Below are 22,597 nucleotides of genomic sequence, written 5' to 3'. Positions count from 1 at the left end.
ATGGTCATTGGTGCAGCAATTGGGTTTGCTGCAGAGGATTGATGCTTTTGGTGCATTAATTAGGGTGCATCGCGGGGCACCAAGGCTGACAATGTGAGCGGGCTTGCCCCGCGATTCATCTACCTGCGCCGCAGAAACGGCAACAACATACCCACCCGGCGCTGGTACTGCCGATACTGCTCGCCAAACAGCTGCTGCAGATCTTTCTCCTCCAGCAGCGTGCCAATCAGGATGTACACGGTACTCACCCCGGCAAACAGCAAATGCCCGACCGTCATGTGCGGGGTCGCCCAGAAGGTTATGAGAAAACCCAGGTACAGCGGGTGACGCACCAATTCGTACAACCACGGTGTTTTGAAGGTGAACGCTTCGCTCCCGTGCGGGCGAAAAGCATCCACGGCCTGCTTGAGGCCGAACAGTTCGAAGTGGCTGAGCAGGAAGGTGGCCAGCAAGACGATGATCCAGCCGAGCCAGTAAAGGCCGTTGATCAGCCCGCGAGCCGCAGGTGTCTCGATATCCCAAAGGGTCAGCGGGATCGGTTGCCAGAGCAGGAACATCAGGCTCAGCGCCAGGCTGCTGAACAGTACATAGGTGGCCCTTTCGATAGGCGCTACCACCCATTGCAACCAGAATGATTTGAAGCCTTTGCGGGCCATGCCGCTGTGTTGCAGGGCGAACAGGCTGATCAGCGCTACATCGATCAAAGCGGCGAAATACCAGGCAGTCGCCGGCCCCGAGTTGATGTCCTTGGGCACCTGCGGCGGCCCGATAAAGCCCACGAAATACACCAGTACCAGCATCGAAAAGACATAGCAGAACAGGCTGTAGAGCAGTCCGAGGCATTTGCGCAGTAGTGGTTTCTCGTCCATGAGGCATTCCTCTGAGTGAGCACCTGAGCGTCCTGCGCAGGTGGGTTGCAAGGGCTTGACCCTTAACCATAGACCGGAAAAACAGCGGTTAACCGGTTGGGGCAATCAGTCGCAGCTCAACTTTGCCCTGCGAGCCTGATAGAGTCGCCAGCCCAAACGACTCGATCTATTGCAGGAGGCAGCTTTGAACACGTGCAGTCAGTGCGGCGCGGACCATGCGCATGACCCAGGGGAGCTGGCGTTTCGCCGACCCGATGCGTTGTTCGCGCTAAGCCCCGAGGAACGCGAACACAACGCCAGGCACAACAACGACTGGTGTGTGATCGCTGGCGAGCGGTATTTCCTGCGGGCATTGCTGCCACTGGCCATGGCGGAGCAAAACGACAACTACTGCATCGGCATCTGGGTCGAACTGCAACCGAGCGATTTTGAGCGGGTCTGCGAGCTGTGGCGTGATGAGCATCAGGCTGACGAACCGCCCTTTGCCGTGCGTCTGGCCAACAGTATCCCGACGCTGCCACAGACCCTGGGGCTCGAAGGTCAGCTGCAACTGAGCGGTCCGACCTCGCGCCCCAGCGTGACGCTAAGCACCAGCAGCCACCCGCTGGCAGTGGAGCAAGTCAACGGGATATCCCTGCATCGCGCCCATGAATACAGCGTGGTATTCGCTTAAATCCCGGCGCCATAATGCACACCCAGCCACACCGTGGCCTGGGTGCTGTCGGTCCATTCGACCCGGTGCCGGCAGTGCGCCGGAATGTCGAGAAAATCCCCCGGCCGCAGCACCCGTTCGGCCGCTTCATGTTCCAGTCGTACGCCGGCCGACCCCGCCAGCAACACCACCCATTCCCCCTGCGCCTGGTTGTACCAGAACCCCGGCGGGCTGGCCTGGCCATGGGAGACGATGCGCTCGATTCGCACACCCGGCCGGGTCAGCAGTTGTTCAAAGTGTTCTTGCGCACCCGCAGCGGGGAGGGGATCGAACAGGTTGTCGAGCATGGTGGCCTGGCTCTCGTCTGGTTACACATTGTGGTTTAAGGTGAGCACCTGCCACTCATGACAGGGATCGATCATGAAACACCCGCTTTTGCAGCCCCTCGTTGTCGCGCTGTTGCTGGGCGCCAATCTGCCAGCCCTGGCGGTGTTGCCCAGCGCACCGTCCTATATCGACGATAGCGGCTACCTGCCGGCTGCCAAGCAGCGCATTCTGCCGCCGATGTTTGCCCAGACCCTGACCAGCATCCGTTACCTGGCCAAGCCGGACAACCCACTGATCACCCAGGCTGAGGCCAGCGAATTTCGCCAGACCAGCAACTACGACGAAACCCGCGCCTACATGACCCGCCTGGCCGCGGCCTCCGGGGGCAGTATCGTGCTCAACGACCTGCCGGAGAAAAGCGCCGAAGGCCACCCGATGTTGATGGCCATTGCCTCCCTTGAGGTTGACAAGTCGCCGGCCGGGCTCAATGAGTCGGGCAAACCGACAATCTTGGTCGAGGCGCAGATCCATCCTGGCGAAGCCAATGGCAAGGATGCAATGTTCATGCTCCTGCGTGACATGACCACCGGTGACAAGCCGCTGGCCGCCTTGCTGGAGAAGGTCAACATCCTGTTCATTCCCACCGTCAACGTCGACGGCGACCTGCGCCGCAGCGCCTACGGACGGATCAATCAGAATGGCCCGGACGAAACCGGTTGGCGGGTCAATGGCCTGAACTACAACCTCAACCGTGATTTCACCAAGCTCGACAGCGCCGAGATCCGTAACGTCGCCTGGGTGTTCAACACCTACCAGCTGAGTTTTTTTGCCGACACCCATTCCACTGACGGCGCCATGTACCCCTACGACAGTTCCTACTGCCATAACGGCAATGGCTGGTCGCCGGCCAGCAGTGCCTGGATGGACACGGTCATGCGCGCGCCGGTGTACCAGGCGCTGGAAGCCGACGGCCATGTGGTGCACGAGTGCATCAGCCTCAACAGCAACCAGGACCCCAGCCAGGGTTACTACCCGTACCGCACTGACTTGGCACGCTTCTCCAACCAGTACGGCGATATCCGCAACGTACCCTCGATCCTGATCGAGCAACACGCCTTGCACCCGTACCAGACCCAGGTGCTGGGCAATTACGTGATGCTCAAGAGCATGTTCCAGGTGATCGGCGACCAGGCGCTGTCGCTCAACGAAGCCATCCGCCAGGACCGCGAACGCCTTGAAGCCCAGGAGCAGGTGACCCTGACCTGGAAACCGGGCAAGGCCCAGGCCACGGCCTTTACCGTCGGTGACTACCGCTACGAGCAGTCGCCCATCACCGGCGCCAGGACCATTGTCTGGAGCAACACCGCAAAAAAACTCAGCGTGCCGGTCACGGGCAACACCGAGCCGGACCTGGTGGTCAAACGGCCTCGCCAGTATGTGGTGCCGGGGCAGTGGCGCGAGGTGATTGCCCGGCTCAAGGCCCATGGCATCCGCATGACCACCCTCGACAAGCCGACGCCGATTGCGGTGACGCTGTATCGCATGGACGAGGTCAAGGTGGCGGGTGGCTTCGAGCCCGATCGCACCCAAAGCAACCAGATCCCGGGCTACGAAGGGCGCTTGCTGGTCAGTGGCGTGGCCAAGCCGCTGGAGCGCTTGCAGACCTTCCCGGCAGGCTCCGTGCTGATCGATACCGATCAGCCATTGGGCGTGCTGGCGGTCAACCTGCTGTACCCCGAAAGCCCTGACTCGTTCTGGGCCTGGGGCTTTTTCAACTCGACCCTGGTGGCGGCCGAAGAGCCTGAGGAATACGTGATGGAGCCGATGGCGCGCAAGATGCTCGCCCAAAGCCCGCAGCTCAAGGCCGAGTTCGACAAGAAACTCAAGAGCGACAAGGCCTTTGCCGCCAGCCCTAGCGCCCGCCTGCACTGGTTCTATGAGCGTACGCCGTTCTATGACGTCAATGCCTTCGTCTATCCGGTGGGAGCGGTGTACTGATCAGGTATCAATCGGGCTGAAATCGGTATTGGTCATGCGCAAATGCTGTGATCTATAAAGGCTCTGGTCTTCCCGCCCGAGCCTTGAGTGCATGAACATCCGCCGCCGTTCACTGTTTGCTGCCAGTCTGGCCCACGCCGTGCACGATGGCCTGACCGATGTCATCTATGTATTGCTGCCGCTGTGGCAGGCTCAGTTTGCCCTGAGCTTTGCCCAGGTCGGCCTGCTGCGCGGTGCCTACGCCGCAATGATGGCCGGCCTGCAATTGCTGGCCAGCCGTGCGGCGCAACGCTGGGGCCGCGAGCGTCTGCTGGTCGGCGGCACCGCCCTGGCCGGGCTGGCCTACCTGGTTGCCGGGCAGGCCGGTGGCCTGGGTGCACTGCTGTTCGCGCTGTTGCTGGGCGGCCTGGGCGCCAGTACTCAGCACCCGCTGGCCTCGTCGTTGGTCACCGATAGCCATGAGGCCGACGGTGGGGTCAAAGAGGCGCTGGCGCAGTACAACGTTGCCGGCGATATCGGCAAGATGCTGGTGCCCGCCGGGGTCGGTTTGCTGCTGGTGGTGGCCAGCTGGCAAACCAGCGTCACTGTACTGGGCCTGCTTGGCCTGGCTGCCGCGGTTGTGCTCTGGTGGCTGGTTGCGCCGCACACATCATCAATGGCGCGTCCGCAAAAGGCGGTCACTGGCAGTGGCCACGATGCCAGCAGCGGTCTGGCCGCCTTGCTGCTGACCGGCACGCTCGACAGCGCGGTACGCATGGGCTTTCTCACCTTTTTGCCGTTCCTGCTGCAAGACAAGGGCGCAGGCTCTGCAGGTATCGGCCTGGCGTTGATGCTGTTGTTCGTTGGCGGCGCCTTTGGCAAGTTGCTGTGCGGCTACCTCGGTGCGCGCATCGGTATGATGAAAACCGTATGGCTCACCGAGTCGCTGACCGCGCTGCTGATCGTGTCGATGCTGTTTTTGCCGCTGACGGCGATGCTGGTGCTGCTGCCGCTGCTGGGCCTGGTGCTCAATGGCACCTCCTCGGTGCTGTACGGCGTCGTGCCCGACCTTGCGGGGGCGGGCAAGCGCGATCGGGCTTTTGCCTTGTTCTACACCGGCACCATTGGCGGTGGTGCATTGGCGCCGGTGGTGTTCGGGCGAATAGGCGATGGCGCTGGCATTACGGCGGCAGTGATGGGCCTTTCGGCAATCTTGCTGTTGACCTTGCCGTTGTCCTGGTGGATTGCGCGGCAGGCCTGCTCCCATAGAGATCTCGCCAGTTTTTAAAAAGCTGTGTAAAACAGTTGCTCCCACTGAAGGGAGCCGGACACCATCAGTGCGTCGCGCAAAATCCAAAGTGGGAGCGAGCTTGCCTCGCGATACGATCTACCGGTCCACGCATAATCGCGGCGTAGGCATCGACTCATTGCTCAACTGTGTGATGGCGGCAAGGTGCAGGCCTTGAGATACCTATGCCGTGATCTGCATAGGTATCGGCCTGCTCAGATAAAGATCGTTCCGCGCATGTACAGCGCTGCCTGACCACTGATGATCACCCTGCCATTGTCCCGCACTTCACAGTGCAACTGGCCCTTGCGCGCGCCGCCTTGCTCGGCGGTGAGTGTGGGCTTGCCCAGGCGTCCGGCCCAGTAGGGGGCCAGCGAGGTGTGGGCAGAACCGGTCACCGGGTCTTCATTGACGCCCACCCGGGGGCCAAACCAGCGCGAGACGAAGTCAAAGTGCGTGCCGCGGGCGGTGACGGCAATGCCGCGCACGTCAAAGGCCGCCAGCGCCGCAAAGTCCGGCTGCAGGTCGGCGATCAGCGCCGGGTCTTCGACTACCACCAGGTAATCATCGGTACGGTACAACGCCTCGATCCGATCCAGGCCCAGGGCCTTCAACAAACCGTCCGGCACGGCGACAGGCACGGGCTGCCTGGCCGGAAAATCCATGGCCAGGCGCGCGCCATCACGCTGCACCCGCAGCTCGCCGCTGCGGGTGGCAAAACGCAGGGTCTGGCACTGCTCGCCCAACTGCTCGTACAGCACCCAGGCGCTCGCCAGGGTGGCATGGCCGCACAGGTCGACTTCTACCGTGGGGGTAAACCAGCGCAGTTCGAACAGCTCGCCATTGCGCACCACATAAGCGGTTTCCGACAGGTTGTTCTCGGCGGCGATCTGTTGCAGCGTCGCGTCCGGCAACCAGGCTTCGAGCGGGCACACCGCCGCCGGGTTGCCGCCGAAGGCGTTGGCAGAGAAGGCGTCTACCTGGAAGATTTCAAGTTGCATGCTGATCATTCCTGTCTGTTGCCCGGATCTGCTCCAGGTAGTTGTAGATGGTGTAGCGGGTCACGCCGAGCGAGGCGGCGGCCTTCTCGATGCCGCCCTTGACGATGAACAGCCCGCGCTCCTGCATCTGCCGCACGGCGTCGAGCTTCTGCGCCTTTTTCATGCCCAGCACGCCGCCGGGGCAGGCATCCTGGATGATCTGCGCCATCAACTGTTCCATGTCTCTTGAATCATCTGGTACCGGCGCAGGTGCTATGGCCAGGCCCAGCAGCCCGCCGAGCACTTGATGGGCCGTGGCGATGGCGCTGAGGTCGGCATTGATGCACAGGCTGGCAAACGGCTGCCCGCTGCTGTCGCGATAGACCACGGTTGAGCTGCGCAACGGCCGGCCATCGGGGGCGAGGGTAGGGTAGTTCTCGACCACGATCGGCTCGCTACTGGAATGGTCGCTCATGGCCCGCCGCACCGCGGCGAAGCCCAGGTCATGGAGCGGCCCGCCGAGCACGGAGTCGCCAACCCGGCGCCCGGTGACATGACCGTTGGCGATGGCGAGGATGGAGCGCTGCGGGTTGAGCACGTCGTGCAGGACGATTTCGGTGTGGGTACCGAGCACCTGGCCGAGCATTTTCAGCGTGCTGTGCAGCATGCCGAGGATCAGTTGATGTTCGCTGTGCAAGGAGCGGGAAACCTTCATGAGGTGCTCGTGAGGCGTTGAGTGATGAATATCAGGCTATCAACGGGAAGTTGAATAATCAACAAAATGTAGGTATTTCCTGCTCCGTTCCTGCGCAGGAAGGTGCTTGAGGATTGCATCCGTCCGCCCGGGCCACTTAAGATATAACCATTCTCATTCAATGCCCGTATCGATGAAAGCGCCTCCACCTGCCGACAGTCTCGACACCTTGTACAAGGGCTATCACGGCTGGTTGCTGGGCTGGCTGCGGCGGCGCCTGGAGTGTCCGCACAATGCTGCCGACATGGCCCAGGACACCTTCGTGCGCTTGCTCAGTGCCGGTGCCTACGTAGCCCCGCGCGAGCCGCGGGCGTTTCTGGCCACGGTGGCGCGGCGACTGCTGGTTGACCGCAGTCGCCGGCAAAAGCTCGAACAGGCTTACCGTGAAGAACTTGCGCGGCACGTCGAACACCTCGAGCAAGCGCCGTCACCCGAACAACTGCTGGCGGCGGTCAATGCCCTTGAACACATTGCTCGCGCCCTTGAGCAGATGAGCTCACGGGTTCGCCAGGTGTTCATCCTGCGCCACCTGGAAGGCCTGAGCCATGCGCAGATCGCCGAGCGCTTTCAGGTCTCGAGCAAAACCGTGCAGAACGATCTGGTCCAGGCCTTGCTGCAGTGCCACGCCGCCCGCGAGTCGGCACGGTGAGCCCGTCGCCCGGCGCCGCAGTATTGCGCGAGGCTGCACAATGGTTGGTACGCCTGGACGATGAGCCCAGTGCTGCCGATCAGCAGGCGTTCAGTGCCTGGCTGGCCGAATCCGACGAACACCGGGACGCCGTGCAATGCTTGCAAGGCAGCCTTGCACCGCTACGCGAACTGCCGCGTGCGCCGGCCCGGGCGGCCCTGCAGCGGGTGGCGGCAGCACAGCCGGGCAAGCGTGCGCTCAAGGCGCTGGCCATCAGCCTGGCGCTGGTGCTGCCCAGTGCCGCTTTGCTCCAGCATTATCCGCCTGCGTATTTGCTGGCTGATTTGCGCACCGGCAGCGGCCAGTGGCGCAGTGAGCAATTGCCTGACGGCAGCCGCATCAGTCTGGATGGCCGCTCGGCGGTCGACCTGCAGTTCGATGCCCATAGCCGCACCCTGCACCTGGTCAGTGGCGAGATACTTGTGCAGGTGGCCAAGGATGCCGAGCGGCCGTTCCGGGTGGTCACCGAGCACGGCAGCATTCGTGCGCTGGGCACGCGCTTTGTGGTGGAGCGTCTGGGCGATAGCACGCGCCTGATGATGATCGAGTCGAGCACCGAAGTGCGCAGCGGCGCCAGCACCCTAACGGTGCATGCCGGGCAGCAGTTGCAGTTCGGTGCCTCGGGCCTGCAGGCAGTGCAACCGGTGGATGCGCCGGGCCTTGAGCAGGCGTGGGCCCGGCAGCAGATGCTGGTGCGCGAACAACCCTTGAACGAGGTGCTCGAACGCCTGTCGCGCAATCATCAGGGCTACCTGCTGTACGATGCCAAAGCGCTGGCACAGCTGAAGGTCACGGCTGTGCTGCCCGCCGACGATAGCCAGCGGGCCTTGCGCTTGCTGGCGCGCAGTTTCCCGATTCGGGTCGAGCAGTACACGCCATGGCTGACCCGTGTCGTGCTCGAATAAAAATTATTATCAAACGCTTCCAGTTCCTGTTACCCGAGCGTCCTTGTATTAGCCCAATACATCGGAGAGTCGGGAACATGCTTTCACCCAAGCCATTCAAACCTTGCCGCGCGCTGACCCTGGCGGTCCATCTTGCCCTTGGCGGTTTGCCGTTGCTGGCAGCTCAACCCCTGCAAGCGCAGGAGCAGCTCCAGCGTTACGACATTCCTGGCGGCCCGCTGGGCGATGTGTTGAGCCGCTATGCGCGGGAATCAGGCCTGGCCATCTCGTTCAATGCCGGGCAGGTGGCCGGCTTGAGCAGCGCAGGTTTGCAGGGCAGTTACGGGGTGCAGGAAGGTTTCGCCAAGGTCTTGCAAGGCCATGCGTTGCAGGCCCGGGCGAGCAGTGATGGCTATGTGCTTGTGGACGTGCCCGCCGCCAACGGCGCCCTGGAGTTGGGTGCTACCAGCATCAATGGCGCGGTGCTGGGGAGCATCACCGAAGACAGCGGCTCCTACACCACCGGGCCGATGCAGACCGCGACCAAGCTGGCGCTGACCAACCGCGAGACCCCGCAGTCGGTGACGGTGATCACCCGCCAGCGCATGGACGATCAGAACATGCGCAGCCTCGAAGATGTGCTCAAGAGCACCCCGGGCATGTCGATGACCAAGGACGGCCCGCATCGCCCGACCTTCTATTCGCGCGGGTTCATCGTGGAAAACCTGATGAACGACGGGTTGTCCAGCGATCTGTCGCATTACCTGTCGCGGGACATGAACTCGACCCCCGACATGGCCATCTACGACCACGTCGAAGTGGTCCGCGGTGCCACCGGGTTGATGCAGGGCGCGGGCACGCCGTCGGCGGCCATCAATATGGTGCGCAAGCGCCCGACGGCAGACCCGCGCTTGAGCTTCACCGGCAGCGCCGGCAGCTGGGACAACTACCGCAGCGAAGTGGATGCTTCCGGGCCGCTCAACGACAACGCCACCTTGCGCGGACGGGTGGTCACGGCCTACCAGACCCGCAACAGTTTCCAGGACGTCACCGACAGCGAGCGTTCGGTGTTCTACGCCATTGGCGAAGCCGACCTCAATGACAACAGCACCCTGACCCTTGGCGTCTCCAACCAGAGCGTCAACAACACCGCGACTTGGGGCGGCTTGCCGACCGCCATCGATGGCAGTGACTTGCACCTGTCGCGCAAGACCTACCTGGGCAATGACTGGGAATACTGGGACCAGGACAACACCACCGTATTTACCCGCCTGGACTACCGTTTGGCCAATGACTGGAAGCTGTTGCTAGCGGCCAGCCGTACCTGGTCGGACCTGAAGATGCTCGGCAGCATGACCGAACGCATGGGCGATGAGGGCGAGGTGTTCGGTCAGTACCTGGGCCAGTACCACTACGACGATGAGCAGAGCAGTTACGACGCCTATGCCTCGGGGCCGTTCCAGTTGCTCGGGCGGACCCACGAGCTGGTGGTCGGTGCCAGCCGCCGTGAGTTGACTTTCGAAGGCAAGGGCAACTACAGCGACGACGAAATCGGCATGGATATCTACAACTGGGACCCCGGTTCGCTGCCCAAGCGCGAGCTGGACCTGAGCTACTGGCATCAGGATCGCAAAACCTCGCAGACCGGCACCTACCTGACCACCCGCTTCAACCTGGCCGATGACCTCAAGCTCATCCTCGGCGGGCGCCTGGACTGGTACGACAACGACACCAGCACCCGCAACGGCAATCGTGCGCCAACCGGCAGTGACTATTCGGTGACGCGCCATGTCACCCGATACGCCGGTGTCATCTATGACCTGGACCAGCACCATTCGCTGTACGTCAGCTACACCGACATCTTCAAGCCGCAATCGGAACTCGATGCCACGGGTGCTGCGATCGAGCCCATGGAGGGCAAGAACTACGAGCTCGGCATCAAGGGCGAGTACTTTGATGGCAGCCTGAATGCCAGTGCAGCTGTGTTTCGCATCGACCAGCAAAACCGCGCCAAGGCCCTGCAGATCAACGAGTGCTCGGCGTTGGTGCCCAGTTGCTCGGAGGCTGCTGGCAAACTGCGCAGCGAAGGGATCGAGCTTGAGGTCAACGGCACCCTGTTGCCGGGTTGGGAGCTGGGTGCCGGCTATACCTTTGCCCAGGTCAAATACGTCAAGGACAGCGACCCGGCCAACGAAGGGCGCTTGTTCGCGCCGGAAATTCCGCGGCAAGCGTTCAAGGCCTTTACCACCTATCAACTGCCGGGCGAACTGCAACGCTGGAAGGTCGGTGGTGGCCTTACCCGACAGAGCAAGATCTACTACAAGGGTGATAACTTCTACGCAACCCCGAGCCGTTATCGCATCGAACAACCGGCTTACACCCTGGTCGATCTGATGCTCAACTACCAGGCCAGTGAACACCTGGATGTACGCTTGAACCTGAACAACGTGTTCGACAAGAAGTACTACCAGAGCATTGCCGGCAATACCGCCTATGGTGGCAACCTTTACGGCGATCCGCGCAACTTCATGCTGACCACGCGCTGGAGCTTTTGATCCAGCTCACCCCAGGTGCAATCCTGCCCTTGCGCAGGATTGCACCTGCCCCGAGGAATCGATAGTATTGCAAATCGTTATCAATTAGCCTGTATGCCGAGCTGACCCTGGCCATCAGGCGAAGGAGAGGCACGTGATCAGCGGAGAGATCGCATTTCGGCAACAAGTTGAGCATCTTTACGTTAACCACAGCACCTGGTTGCGCAGCCTGCTGCGGCGCAAACTGGGCAACGCCTTCGATGCTGCGGACCTTGCCCACGACGTTTATTTCCAGCTGATGAAGAAGGGCCAATTGCCGCCTGCGCAAGATTCCCGACGCCATCTCACGCAAATCGCCAACGGCCTGGTGATCGACTTGTACCGGCGTCGGCGCATCGAGTCGGCCTACCTGCAGGCACTGGCATTGTTGCCCGAAGCACTGGCGCCCTGCGAAGAAACCCGCGCCCTGGCGATCGAGGCGCTGATCGAGATCGATGCGGTATTGCATAGCTTGTCGGGCAAAGCGCGCAAGGCGCTGTTGCTGTGCAAGCTCGACGGCATGAGCTATCGCCAGATTGCCAGCGAGCTGCAGGTGTCGGTGTCATCGGTGGAGAAGTACATTGCCGCCGGCCTGTTGGCCTGTTATCAGGCGTTGCACGGCGCGGGGCGTTGAACCGCAGATGGCCAGAGATGAAGTTGCCGTTGAGGTCGTGGAGCAGGCCGCGCTATGGATGGCACGCCTGTGGGCCGATGATGCCAGCGACGCGGACAAGGCCGCTTGCCTGCGCTGGCGTGCCGAACATCCCCAGCATGAACTCGCCTGGAGCCGCTTGCAGGCCTTCGAAGACAAGTTGCACTGCGTACCCGGCGAAATTGCCCACCACACCTTGCGCGAACCGATCGCCACCCCCGATCTGGGGCGCAGACGAGCCGTGCAGTTGCTGGGCTTGTTCATCGCTGCCGGAGGCCTGGGCTACACGGTCCGTGGCACCCAGGCCTGGCAGCTGGCCAGTGCCGAGCACGGTACTGGCACTGGGGAGATTCGCTCGATCGTGCTGGCAGACGGTACCCACGTGGTGCTGGCCTCGGCTTCGGCGATCGATGTGCATTTTACCGAGCATGAACGACTGCTCATCCTGCGCGCCGGCGAGATCCTGCTGACCAGCGGCCATGACCCGGCCAGCTCGCCGCGGCCCTTACGGGTACAGAGCCCGCATGGCAAGGTACAGGCACTGGGTACTCGCTTCAGTTTGCGGTTGACGGATGAGCGCACCCGGGTCTCGGTGTTTGAAGGCGCGGTGCAGGTTGATCCGCGGTGTACCGACGGCGCCGGCAGGCGCATCGATGCAGGGCAGGGGGCAAGCTTCTCGCGTAGCCGGGTCGAGGCGCCGGTTGCAGTAGCCGACAGCGTGGGTGCGTGGGTGAAAGGTGTGCTGGTAGCCGACAACATGCCTTTGGGTGAGCTGGTCCAGGAGCTGGCACGCTACCGTCGTGGCGTGCTGCGCTGCGCCGAGGACGTCGCCCAACTCAAGGTCAGCGGCGTGTTCCCCTTGCGCGATACCGACCGGGCCTTGCACAACCTGGCCCTGGCCCTGCCAGTGAACGTGCAGCGGCGCACCCGCTACTGGGTGACGGTGGGCGGGGTGCGCTGACTGCTGCGCTACACCCTGTAGGAGTGGGCTTGCCCCACGATGGCATTCTAGCGACTTCTACCCTCGACAATCCGTGCACATGTTTTTTCGAATGCCCTTGAGGTTTTTACCTTCTCGTTCGGAAGACAGGTAAGAGTGACCACCTTCACGGTCCGTCAGGGAGACGCCATGAGTAACCAGGATGCGAACCTGCCCAATGGACGGGCAGCGGTTTCGCAGGTCTTGCACCCCATTCGCGGGCGTTTGACGCTTGCCGCGCTACTGGCCGGGCTGGGCAGCATGCTCGCGCTGGTGCCTTTGGCGGCCATTGCCCACATCGCCAACATTGCCCTCGGTGCGGGCGAGGGTGCCTGGTCGCAGGCCCGCGGTGAGGTGGCCTGGGTCGTCGGTGCGAGCCTGGCCTGCCTGCTCCTGGGCCTGCTGCTGATGTCGTTGGGCGAGGCCATTGCCCACCAGGCCGACAACCACATCACCCGCCACCTGCGCCTGGCGATCACTGCGCGCCTGGCCCAGGTGCCGCTGGGCTGGTTCAGCGCGCGGGCATCGGGTGAGCTCAAGCAGGCCATGCAGGACGATATCGGCACCTTGCACAGCCTTACCGCGCATTTCTACACCACGGCCGGACGCTGCATCGGCGCGATCCTGATCTCGGCGCTTTACCTGTTTGCCATCGACTGGCGTATGGCGATCATCGCGCTGTTGCCGTTCCCGGGGTTCTTCCTGTTCTTTGCCAAGGCGACGAGGGCTAGCGGGGCGAACATGCAGGACTTCGTCAGCCGGCTCACGCGGATCAACAATGCGGTGGTCGAATTCGTCCACGGCATTTCCGTGGTCAAGGCCTTTGGCGCCACCGGCAAGGCCCATGGCAGCTACCGTGAGGCGGTGGATGAGTTCGGTGCGGCCTTCACCGCGTTCACCCGCCCGCTGGTGGGCACCATGGCCAATGCCAACGCCATGATCGCGCCGGTGGCAGTGCTCGGCGTGGTGCTGGTGTTCGGCACCTTGCTGGTCAGCCTGGGCTGGATCAGCGCGCTGCAGGTACTGCCGTTCGCCATCGTCGCACCGGGGATCTCGGCGCCGCTGATGCTGCTGAGCTACATCACCCACGATCTCAACAACGCCACCGGCGCCGCCCAGCGAGTCCAGGCGCTGTTGGCAACGCCAGTGCTGGAACAGCCTGCGCCCGGGCAGCAGCAACTGCCCGGCGATGGCCAGGTACGGGTGGAACACCTGAGCTTTGGCTACGACTCACAGCAGCCGGTGCTGACCGACATCAACCTGGAACTGGTGCCGGGCACGGTGACCGCCATCGTCGGCGCCTCGGGCAGCGGCAAGTCGACCCTGGCGCGGCTGTTGCTGCGCTTCTTCGACCCGGACCAGGGCCGCATCACGCTGGGCGGTGTCGACCTGCGTCACCTGGGCAGCCGCGAGCTGTACCGGCGCATCGGCTTCGTCCTGCAGGAGGTGCGCCTGATTCATGCCAGCATCAGCGAAAACATCGCCCTGGGCCGCCCCGATGCCAGCCAGCAAGAAATCGAGGCCGCCGCCCGCGCCGCCAACATCCATGACTGCATCCTGCGTCTGCCGCGTGGTTACCAGTCGGTGTTCGGCGAGGATGCGCAGTTGTCCGGGGGCGAGCAGCAACGCGTGAGCATTGCCCGCGCGGTGTTGCTGGATCCGCCGTTGCTGGTGCTGGACGAGGCCACCGCGGCGGTCGATGCCCAGAGCGAGCTTGCCATCGCGCAAGCGCTGTCGGCTTTCGCCCGGGGGCGCACGTTGCTGGTGATCGCCCACCGTCTCGACACGGTGATGCACGCCGACCAGATCATTGTCCTTGAGCAGGGCCGAATCATCGAGCAGGGCAAGCACGCTCATTTGCTCGCCCTCGGTGGCCGTTACGCCCGGTTGTGGGCGCTGGGCGCTTACCGACAGACTTCTGAACAGGCGCTGCCGACATGCTGAAGACCTTTATCCGCTTGTTGGGCGATGACGCCCCGGTGTTTCGCCGCTACCTGGCCATGGCCATCGCCTACGGCCTGCTGTGCGGGCTGAGTATTTGCACCCTGGTGCCGGTGCTCAGGGCGCTGTTGGCCGGTGATACCGTGATTGCGGCGCAGTGGCTGGTGCTCCTGGTGCTGAGCATGGCAGCGTGCTGGGCAATGCGCCGGCGCCTGGACAAAGCCGGCGTCGCTGTGGGCGTGGCGGTGCTGCAAGGCGGGCGCCAGCGCATTGGTGATCATGTGGCGCGCTTGCCCCTGGGCTGGTTCAATGCGCAAAACACCGCGCGCCTCAACCATGTGGTCACCCAGGGCATGATGGCCGTGGCGCAATTGCCGGCGCATGTCTTCACCCCGGTGGTCAGCGGCGCGGTAATGCCGCTGGTGCTGGTGGTGGCGCTGTTCATGCTGCACTGGCCCCTGGGCGTGATTGCCCTGTTGGCCCTGCCGTTGCTGGCGTGGGCGCAGGTCTGCAGCGCAGGCCTGGGCCGGCGCGCCGACCAGGCCTATCAGCGCAGCGCCGCCGAGGCCAGCCAGCGCATGGTCGAGTTCGCCCAGGCCCAGGCAGTGCTGCGGGCGTTTACCGGTGGCAACAGCACGCGCTTCCTGCAGCAGGCCATCGACCAGCAGCATGCCTCGGCCGCGCGCTTGATTCGACTCTCGGCAACCTCGGCAGTGCTCAACCTGTGGCTGGTGCAGGCGGTGTTCGCCGCCTTGTTGATTGCGGCGCTGGTGTGGATGGAGGGCGCGTTGACGCAAGTATCGGTGATTGCCGCGTGCGTTGCGCTGCTGCTGGTCAATCGCTTCATCGAGCCGCTGCTGGAGGTGGCCGGCTATGGTGAAACCCTGCGCGGTGCCGGCGTCCAGCTGGAGGCGGTGGCCGAGATTCTTGCCGTGCAGCCGTTGACTGAACCCGCTGTCGGGCAAGCGCCAGCGGATGCCTCGGTGGAATTGGCCGATGTTCATTTTGGCTACGATGTAGGCCGGCCCGAGGTGCTAGAGGGCGTCAGCCTGCGGCTGGAACCGGGCAGCATGACGGCGCTGGTCGGTGCCTCGGGCTCCGGCAAGACCACGCTGGTGCGGCTGATCGCGCGGTTCTTCGACGCCAGTGCCGGCAGCGTGCGGGTGGGCGGTGTCGATGTGCGGCAGATGACCGCCGAACAACTGGCGGCGCAGATCAGCCAGATTTTCCAGGACACCTACTTGTTCCAGGGCAGCATCGCCGACAACATTCGTCTCGGCAAACCGGGCGCGAGCACCGCCCAGGTGCTGGAGGCGGCGTGCCAGGCGGGCGTCGACGAGATCATCGAGCGCCTGCCGCAAGGGCTGTGGACCCCGGTGGGCGAGGGTGGGGCGCGATTGTCGGGCGGTGAACGGCAACGTATCGCCATTGCTCGGGCGCTGATCAAGGATGCCCCGATCTTGCTGGTGGACGAGGCGACCGCGGCACTGGATGCGCAGAACCAGGCAGCCATCAGCCAGACCCTGACGCATCTGCGCGGCAAGCGTACCTTGATCGTCATTGCCCACCAGCTGTCCACGGTGGTCATGGCCGACCAGGTGCTGGTGCTCGACCAGGGGCGAATCGTCGAGCAGGGCACACCGGCGCAGCTGGCCGCAGCCCAGGGGCAGTACGCCCATTACCTGGCCCAGCGCCAGGCCGCCAAAGGCTGGCGGATTGCCGGTGCGCCACCCGTTGATGAGCAGGGCCTGCCTTGATTCGACGTGCCTTGCCCCTGCTGTTTGTGCTGTTGTGTGGTGCATCCTTGCTGGTGGGCGTCAAGCAGCTGTCCTGGGCGCAGCTGTTTGCCGGCAGCACGGACGCCTGGTTGACCCTGACTGCAAGCCGCCTGCCGCGCCTGGCCGCGCTGGTGCTGGCCGGGGTCGGGCTGTCGCTGTGTGGGGTGATCCTGCAACACATCGTGCGCAACAAGTTCGTCGAGCCCGCCACCACCGGCGGCCTGGATGCGGCCAAACTGGGCATCCTCCTGGCGCTGACCCTGGCCCCCGAGGCTGGCGCCCCGGGGCGCATGCTGTTTGCCCTGGCGTTCTGCTTTGCCTGCAGCCTGCTGTTCGTGGCCATCATCGGCCGCCTGCGCGTACAGCACAGTGTGCTGGTACCGGTGATCGGCCTGATGTACGGCAGCGTGCTCAGTGCCATCGCCGAATTCCACGCCTACCGCCATAACATCCTGCAGAACATGCAGGGTTGGTTGCTGGGGGATTTTTCTCGGGTCGTGCAGGGCAACTATGAGGTGATCTACCTGATCCTGCCGATCGTGCTGCTGACTTACCTTTATGCCCAGCGCTTTACCGTACTGGGCATGGGCCAGGACACGGCGCGCAACCTGGGCATCAACTATGTGGCGACTGCCACGCTGGGCCTGTTGCTGGTGGCGGTGACGGTATCGGTCACGGTCATTTGCGTGGGGGCGATCCCCTTTGTCGGCCTGGTGATCCCCAACCTGGTCGCCCTGCAGTTCGGTGAAAACCTGCAACGCACGCTGCCGATCATTGCCTTGAGCGGGGCGTCGATGCTGGTGGCCTGCGACATCCTCGGACGCTTGCTGATCTATCCCTTCGAAGTCCCTATCGGACTCACCGCAGGCAGCCTGGGCGGTGTGCTGTTCCTGGCGCTGATCCTCTGGAAGCGGCGATGAACAGCGTGATCATTCGCCATGCCATCTGGCCGTTGCTCATCGTCCTGGCGCTGGCCTTCGTGCTGGTCGGCTCGGGCTTGGACCTGGCCTACGTGATTCCCCGGCGTTTGCTGCGCCTGGCGGCGATGGTGCTTGGCGGTGTGTGTGTCGCCTGGTCGTCGATCGCCTTTCAGAGCATCACCGGCAACCGCATCCTGACCCCGGGCATCATGGGCTACGAGGCCCTCTACCTGCTGCTGCAGGCCCTGCTGATCCTGGCCCTGGGCAGCACCAGCCTGGCCTTGCTCGGCCACCACGGTAACGTGCTGCTGTCGATGCTGTGCATGCTCGGCTACTCCTGGGCCCTGCATCGCTGGCTGCTGGGTAATGGCAAGAACAACCTGTATTTCCTGCTGTTGTTCGGGCTGGTGCTGACCCTGGTGCTGACGACCTTCACCCAGTTCATTCAACTGCGTATCAGCCCGGGTGAATTTTCCGTGCTGCAAGGGTTTGCCTACACCTCGTTCAACCGTGCCGATGGCCAGCAGTTGCTCTACTCGGGCGCGCTGGTGCTGGGCGTAGGGGTGGTCGGCTTCAGGACCTTGCCAAGCCTTGACGTGCTTGCCCTGGGGCGCGATCAGGCACTTTCGCTGGGGGTCGACTATCCGCGCTACGTGCGCCTGTACCTGGCGCTGATCGCTGTGCTGGTGGCGGTGTCCACCAGCCTGCTCGGGCCCACGGCGTTCATGGGCATCTTCGTGGCCAACATCACCTATGCGCTGGCGCAAAGCAGCCGCCATCGGTTGACCTTGCCACTGGGCTGCGCCATCGCCATCAGCCTGTTCATCGTCGCCCAGTTCCTGGTGGAGCAGGTATTCAACTACAAGACCACGGTGGGCATCCTCGTCAACCTGGTGTGCGGCGCGTACTTCCTCGCGCTGATGATTCGCAGTCGGGGGCAGGCATGATCACGCTCAAGCACATTCACAAGGCGTATGCCGGCAAAACCGTGTTGCGCGACGTCAGCCTGCAGTTTCCGGCAGGCCAGCTGACCTCGCTGATCGGCCCCAACGGCGCCGGCAAGAGCACGCTGCTGATGCTGATTGCCCGGCTGCTCAAACCGTGCAGCGGCGAAATTCTCATCAATGGCCGTAGCGTCGCGCACTACCGGGTCAGCGAATACGCCCGGCAGGTCGCCACCTTGCGGCAGCACCCGCAGTTCAACCTGCGTCTGACCCTTGAGGAGCTGGTCGCCTTTGGCCGCTTTCCCCACAGCCGTGGCGCCTTGAACGAAGAGGACCGGCAGCAGATCGACGAGGCCATCGGCTTTCTTGGCCTGGACCACCTGCGCAGTGCCTACATCGACGAGCTCAGCGGCGGCCAGCGACAGATGGCATTCCTGGCCATGACCATTGCCCAGCAAACCGACTACCTGCTGCTGGACGAGCCGCTCAACAACCTCGACATGAAGCATGCGGTGCAGATCATGCGCGCCTTGCGAAGGCTGTGTGACGAGCAGGGGCGCACGGTGATCCTGGTGGTGCACGACATCAACTTCGCCGCCAACTACTCCGACCATATCCTCGCCATGCAGGCTGGTGCGGTGCGTTTCTGCGGCCCGGTCGCCGAGGTGGTCACCCAGGCGCGACTGCAGGCCTTGTATGGCCTGGACTTTGAAATCCTGCGCAGCGGGCGGGGTTTTGTCTGCAACTACTTCAACCCATCGGATCAGGAGCGTGAACATGAACAGGGATAAGCTACAGCCGCGTTGGACCCTGGCGGCACTGCTGGCGTTGACCGCCACCTTGAGCGCTTGCGACCAGCCACCGGCGGTGCAGGGCGAGGTCCAGGTCCAAGCCGCAGCAGAGTACGCGCCGATCACCATCGAGCATGCGCTGGGCTCCACGGTGATCAACAAGCGGCCGCAGCGGGTGGTCGCCTTCGACATGAGCGAACTCGATACCCTCGACCAGTTGGGCGCGCCGGTGGCAGGCATCGCCAAGGATTATGTCGCGCCGTTTCTGCGCCAGTACCAGGACGACCCGAAGGTGGTGGACGTAGGCGCGACGGTGCAGCCCAACCTTGAGCGCGTGCACGGGCTCAAGCCCGACCTGATCCTGATCTCACCGATCCAGGCGCACAGTTATGCGCAACTGGCCGAGATTGCCCCGACCCTGCATTTTGATGTCGACCTGAGCAACCAGCAGGGCAATGTTATCGCCGTGGCCCGCGAACACCTGTTGACCCTCGGCCGGGTGTTCGGCAAAGAGCAGTTGGCAAAGCAAAAGGCCGATGCCCTCGACGCCAAGGTCGCGCAGATCCGGCAGGTGACGGCGGGGCGGCCGGAGAGGGCCCTGATCGTGATGCATAACAATGGCGCCTTCACCGCCTATGGGGTGAAGTCTCGCTACGGCTTTGTCTTCGACACCCTGGGCGTCAAGCCTGCTGGCGGCGAGATCGAGGCCGGCCTGCACGGCCAGCCGATTTCCAACGAGTTCATCCAGCAGGCCGACCCCGACATTCTCTATATGGTCGACCGCACGGCGGTGATGGAGCGGCGCCCGGCCCTGGACAGCAGCAGCCTGGACAACCCCTTGCTGCGCCAGACCAAGGCCTGGAAAAACGGCCGTGTGGTGTTTGTCGATGCCCAGACCTGGTACCTGTGCACGGCCAGCGTGACCTGCCTGGGCAATGTCATCGACGAGGTGACCCGAGGGTATTTGTAATGCTTTTAAAATGATTATTGTTTCGATTGAGGCTTTGGCGTTCTGGTTCGGAAGACACAGTGAGCGTCACTTATCCTTCCGAGCGCACAGGAGTCCAGCATGCCGGAACGCCGTTCTCAAAACCTTGTCCCTCTGAGTGTTCAGCCTCCAGAAGCGGCCGTCAGCCGCACACGCAACCTTGTCGCCTGGCGGCTGGTGCTGTGCCTGGGACTGGGCGCCGGATCCCTGGCCCTGATGCCGGCAACGGTACAGGCACAGACCGGTGCAGCAGCGGACTCACGTCACGGCTTCAACGTATCGGCAGGCTCGCTGTCCCAGACCCTGAACGCCTTTGCCGCCAGTGCCGGGATTGAACTGACCGTCGATGCCGTGCTGCTGCAGGGCAAGCACAGCGCGGGGCTGGCTGGCAGCTACAGCATCGACGAGGGCTTTGCCGCGTTGTTGCAGGGGCATGGCCTGCTAGCGGTGCGCCAGGCCAATGGCAGTTATACCCTGGTTGTCAGTGGCGACGGCGAAGCGGGTATCGCTCTGCCGCAAACCATGATCCAGAGCAGCGTGGCTGCCACCGGCAACCTGCCGCCGGCCTATGCCGGTGGCCAGGTGGCTTCCGGCAGCCGCCTCGGCCTGCTGGGCAACAAGGACTTCATGGAGACACCGTTCAACACCGTCGCCTACACCGAAGAATACGTGCAAAACCGTCAGGCCCAGGACATCGGTGCGGTGATCGGCGCCACCGACCCGTCGGTGTATGTACCGAGCAAGCGCAGCAACTACGAGACGTTCTTCATTCGCGGCTTTTCCACCACCGCCAACGACATCACCTTCAACGGCCTGATCGGCATGGCGCCGAACATGCGCGGCTCCACCGAGCTTGCCGAGCGGGTCGAGGTGCTCAAGGGGCCTTCGGCGCTGCTCAATGGCATGCCGCCGGACGGCAGTGTCGCCGGCAGTATCAATATCGTGCCCAAGCGTGCGGGCGACGAGCCACTGGCGCGTTTGACCACAACCTATGAGTCTCGTGGCCTTGGTGGCGTGCATGCCGATGTCGGGCAACGCTTCGGCGAGCAGAAGCAGTTCGGTGTGCGCTTCAACGGTGTCTACCGTGACGGTGATACGGCGGTGGACGACCAGCAGCACAAGATGGAACTGTCGTCCCTGGCCATGGATTGGCGCGGCGAACGCGCCCGGTTGTCCGCCGACCTCTACAAGCAGCGCGAGCGCATGGATGGCGTCAACTACTTTGGCATCTCCTCGATTGCCGACACGGTCACCCGGGTGCCGACGCCCAAGAAGGGCGACCACTCCCTGGCGCCGGAGTGGGGCTACACCGTCAATGACACCGAAACGGTGGTGTTGCGTGGCGAGTTCGACCTCAGCGAGGCCATCACTGCATACGGCGCCTGGGGGCAGCGCGATGGCGGTTATGATGCGCTGATGACCCGCGACACGCTGCTTAATGACGCCGGTGACATCGATGCCACGGCCATTCGCTCGGCTCGCGATGGCACGCAGAAATCTGGCGAAGTCGGCCTCAAGGGCCACTTCGCCACCGGCCCGGTCAACCATGCCTGGACCCTGGCGGCGAGCCGTTTCAGTTCGAAGAACAGCTTCAAGGATGCGGCGTTTTTCGGTCACGCCCGCACCAACTACTACAACCTTGATTTCGGCCCCGCACCGGACTTGAGCGGCTTTGGTGCGACCACCTCGAAAACCGAGGCCAAGCTTGGCAGCTATGCCCTGGTCGACACCCTGTCGTTTGCCCAGGACCGCGTGCAATGGACCGTCGGTGCGCGTCATCAGACTGTGCAGAGCAGCAACTATGGCCGCACCGGGGCCAAGACCGCAAGCTACGATGAAAGCCGGTTGTCTCCGGCCACCGCCTTGCTGGTCAAGGTGACGGACAACGTCTCGGTGTACGCCAACTACATCGAAGGCTTGAGCCAGGGCGCTTCGGCCCCCGACACCGCGGCCAACGCCGGCGACATCATGAAGCCGTTCCAGACCAAGCAATACGAAGTGGGCAGCAAGCTTGACCTGGGCTATCTGGCCACCACCCTGAGCCTGTTCCAGATCGAAAAACCCAGCGCCTACACCGACCCTGTGACCAACCTGTTCGGCGTCTATGGCGAGCAGCGCAACCGTGGCGTTGAGTGGAACTTCTTCGGTGAAGTGCAACCGGGCCTGCGCTTGCTGGGCGGTGCGTCCTACACCAAGGCCGAGCTGACCAAGGCGCGCATTGCCGCCAACGAGGGCAACCAGGTTACCGGCGTGCCCAAGGTGCTGGCCAAGCTGGGCACCGAGTACGATCTCGACAGCATTACCGGCCTGACCCTGACCGGTAACCTCAACTACACCGGTGAGCGTTACGTCACCGATGATCATCGCTTGTCGCTGCCCTCGTACACCACCTTCGACCTTGGCACCCGCTATAGCACACGTATCGCCGCCAAACCGGTGACCTTGCGCGCCACACTGCAGAACGTTGCCAACAAGGCCTATTGGCTGGGCTCCTGGAGCGGCGGTGATGGCAGCGGTTTGTCGGGCGGACTGGGCGCGCCGCGCACGCTGCTGATGTCGGCGTCGGTGGACTTCTGAACCTGCGCCTCAAGTTTCTCAGGCCTGTGCCGAAG

At 63.3% G+C, this 22,597-nt stretch carries 19 protein-coding genes; 15 read left to right on the top strand and 4 right to left on the bottom strand.

Annotation, left to right across the window (positions count from 1 at the left end; translation table 11 throughout):
• Positions 1-119 precede the first annotated feature (119 nt).
• On the bottom strand, positions 120-869 hold the full coding sequence (gene mddA / locus EXN22_RS15340) for a methanethiol S-methyltransferase (protein WP_130264861.1): 750 nt from the start codon (positions 867-869) through the stop codon (positions 120-122).
• Positions 870-1,053: 184 nt separating this feature from the next.
• Between mddA and EXN22_RS15335 the strand changes: the two genes are divergently transcribed.
• Complete coding sequence (locus EXN22_RS15335) at positions 1,054-1,542, top strand: DUF2199 domain-containing protein (RefSeq protein WP_130264860.1); 489 nt, start codon at positions 1,054-1,056, stop codon at positions 1,540-1,542.
• Here the strand turns inward: EXN22_RS15335 and EXN22_RS15330 are convergent.
• Complete coding sequence (locus tag EXN22_RS15330; RefSeq protein ID WP_130264859.1) at positions 1,539-1,868, bottom strand: cupin domain-containing protein; 330 nt, start codon at positions 1,866-1,868, stop codon at positions 1,539-1,541. The genes EXN22_RS15335 and EXN22_RS15330 overlap by 4 nt on opposite strands.
• Positions 1,869-1,941: 73 nt before the next feature.
• Between EXN22_RS15330 and EXN22_RS15325 the strand changes: the two genes are divergently transcribed.
• Both EXN22_RS15325 and EXN22_RS15320 read left to right on the top strand, forming a co-directional pair.
• Positions 1,942-3,846 carry a M14 family metallopeptidase gene (locus tag EXN22_RS15325; RefSeq protein WP_130264858.1) on the top strand — a complete coding sequence of 635 codons (1,905 nt, stop codon included), beginning with the start codon at positions 1,942-1,944 and terminating at the stop codon, positions 3,844-3,846.
• 91 nt (positions 3,847-3,937) lie between these two features.
• Entirely contained in the window at positions 3,938-5,113 is a 1,176-nt protein-coding gene (locus EXN22_RS15320) for an MFS transporter (protein ID WP_130264857.1), read from the top strand.
• Positions 5,114-5,328: 215 nt separating this feature from the next.
• On the opposite strand, the gene EXN22_RS15315 is transcribed toward EXN22_RS15320, so the two are convergent.
• Together EXN22_RS15315 and EXN22_RS15310 are read right to left on the bottom strand one after the other, a co-directional pair.
• Positions 5,329-6,114 carry a PhzF family phenazine biosynthesis protein gene (locus EXN22_RS15315; RefSeq protein WP_130264856.1) on the bottom strand — a complete coding sequence of 262 codons (786 nt, stop codon included), beginning with the start codon at positions 6,112-6,114 and terminating at the stop codon, positions 5,329-5,331.
• A complete protein-coding gene (locus EXN22_RS15310) occupies positions 6,104-6,808 on the bottom strand; it encodes a helix-turn-helix transcriptional regulator (RefSeq protein WP_130264855.1) in 705 nt (234 codons plus the stop codon). The genes EXN22_RS15315 and EXN22_RS15310 overlap by 11 nt, the downstream gene beginning before the upstream one ends.
• Before the next feature lie 172 nt (positions 6,809-6,980).
• Between EXN22_RS15310 and EXN22_RS15305 the strand changes: the two genes are divergently transcribed.
• The 12 genes from EXN22_RS15305 (at position 6,981) to EXN22_RS15250 (ending at position 22,562) form a co-directional block, all read left to right on the top strand.
• Complete coding sequence (locus EXN22_RS15305; RefSeq protein ID WP_233281634.1) at positions 6,981-7,496, top strand: sigma-70 family RNA polymerase sigma factor; 516 nt, start codon at positions 6,981-6,983, stop codon at positions 7,494-7,496.
• A complete protein-coding gene (locus tag EXN22_RS15300) occupies positions 7,493-8,440 on the top strand; it encodes a FecR family protein (protein WP_130264853.1) in 948 nt (315 codons plus the stop codon). The genes EXN22_RS15305 and EXN22_RS15300 overlap by 4 nt, the downstream gene beginning before the upstream one ends.
• A 77-nt stretch (positions 8,441-8,517) precedes the next feature.
• Positions 8,518-10,974 (top strand): TonB-dependent siderophore receptor, encoded by a 2,457-nt coding sequence (locus EXN22_RS15295; protein ID WP_130264852.1) that lies wholly within the window; start codon positions 8,518-8,520, stop codon positions 10,972-10,974.
• Positions 10,975-11,107: 133 nt separating this feature from the next.
• Entirely contained in the window at positions 11,108-11,626 is a 519-nt protein-coding gene (locus tag EXN22_RS15290) for a sigma-70 family RNA polymerase sigma factor (RefSeq protein WP_130264851.1), read from the top strand.
• A 7-nt stretch (positions 11,627-11,633) separates the two neighbouring features.
• Entirely contained in the window at positions 11,634-12,605 is a 972-nt protein-coding gene (locus EXN22_RS15285) for a FecR domain-containing protein (protein ID WP_130264850.1), read from the top strand.
• A 168-nt stretch (positions 12,606-12,773) separates the two neighbouring features.
• On the top strand, positions 12,774-14,567 hold the full coding sequence (locus EXN22_RS15280; protein ID WP_130264849.1) for an ABC transporter ATP-binding protein: 1,794 nt from the start codon (positions 12,774-12,776) through the stop codon (positions 14,565-14,567).
• Positions 14,561-16,321 carry an ABC transporter ATP-binding protein gene (locus tag EXN22_RS15275; RefSeq protein ID WP_130264848.1) on the top strand — a complete coding sequence of 587 codons (1,761 nt, stop codon included), beginning with the start codon at positions 14,561-14,563 and terminating at the stop codon, positions 16,319-16,321. Before EXN22_RS15280 ends, EXN22_RS15275 begins: the two co-directional genes overlap by 7 nt.
• A complete protein-coding gene (locus tag EXN22_RS15270) occupies positions 16,321-17,262 on the top strand; it encodes an ABC transporter permease (RefSeq protein WP_130266835.1) in 942 nt (313 codons plus the stop codon). The genes EXN22_RS15275 and EXN22_RS15270 overlap by 1 nt, the downstream gene beginning before the upstream one ends.
• Positions 17,259-18,209 carry an iron chelate uptake ABC transporter family permease subunit gene (locus tag EXN22_RS15265; RefSeq protein WP_130264847.1) on the top strand — a complete coding sequence of 317 codons (951 nt, stop codon included), beginning with the start codon at positions 17,259-17,261 and terminating at the stop codon, positions 18,207-18,209. Before EXN22_RS15270 ends, EXN22_RS15265 begins: the two co-directional genes overlap by 4 nt.
• Positions 18,206-18,997, top strand: coding sequence for an iron ABC transporter ATP-binding protein (locus EXN22_RS15260; RefSeq protein ID WP_130264846.1), 792 nt, complete (start codon positions 18,206-18,208; stop codon positions 18,995-18,997). The genes EXN22_RS15265 and EXN22_RS15260 overlap by 4 nt, the downstream gene beginning before the upstream one ends.
• Positions 18,984-19,967 carry a siderophore ABC transporter substrate-binding protein gene (locus EXN22_RS15255; protein ID WP_130264845.1) on the top strand — a complete coding sequence of 328 codons (984 nt, stop codon included), beginning with the start codon at positions 18,984-18,986 and terminating at the stop codon, positions 19,965-19,967. Before EXN22_RS15260 ends, EXN22_RS15255 begins: the two co-directional genes overlap by 14 nt.
• Before the next feature lie 99 nt (positions 19,968-20,066).
• Positions 20,067-22,562, top strand: a complete 2,496-nt coding sequence (locus EXN22_RS15250) for a TonB-dependent receptor (protein ID WP_218567649.1) — start codon at positions 20,067-20,069, stop codon at positions 22,560-22,562.
• Positions 22,563-22,597 lie beyond the last annotated feature (35 nt).

It is taken from the genome of Pseudomonas tructae, from assembly GCF_004214895.1.
GTDB classification, from domain to species: Bacteria; Pseudomonadota; Gammaproteobacteria; order Pseudomonadales; family Pseudomonadaceae; genus Aquipseudomonas; species Aquipseudomonas tructae.
The sequence above is the reverse complement of the archived record's forward strand: the minus strand, read 5'-3'. Positions and strand labels throughout refer to the sequence as shown.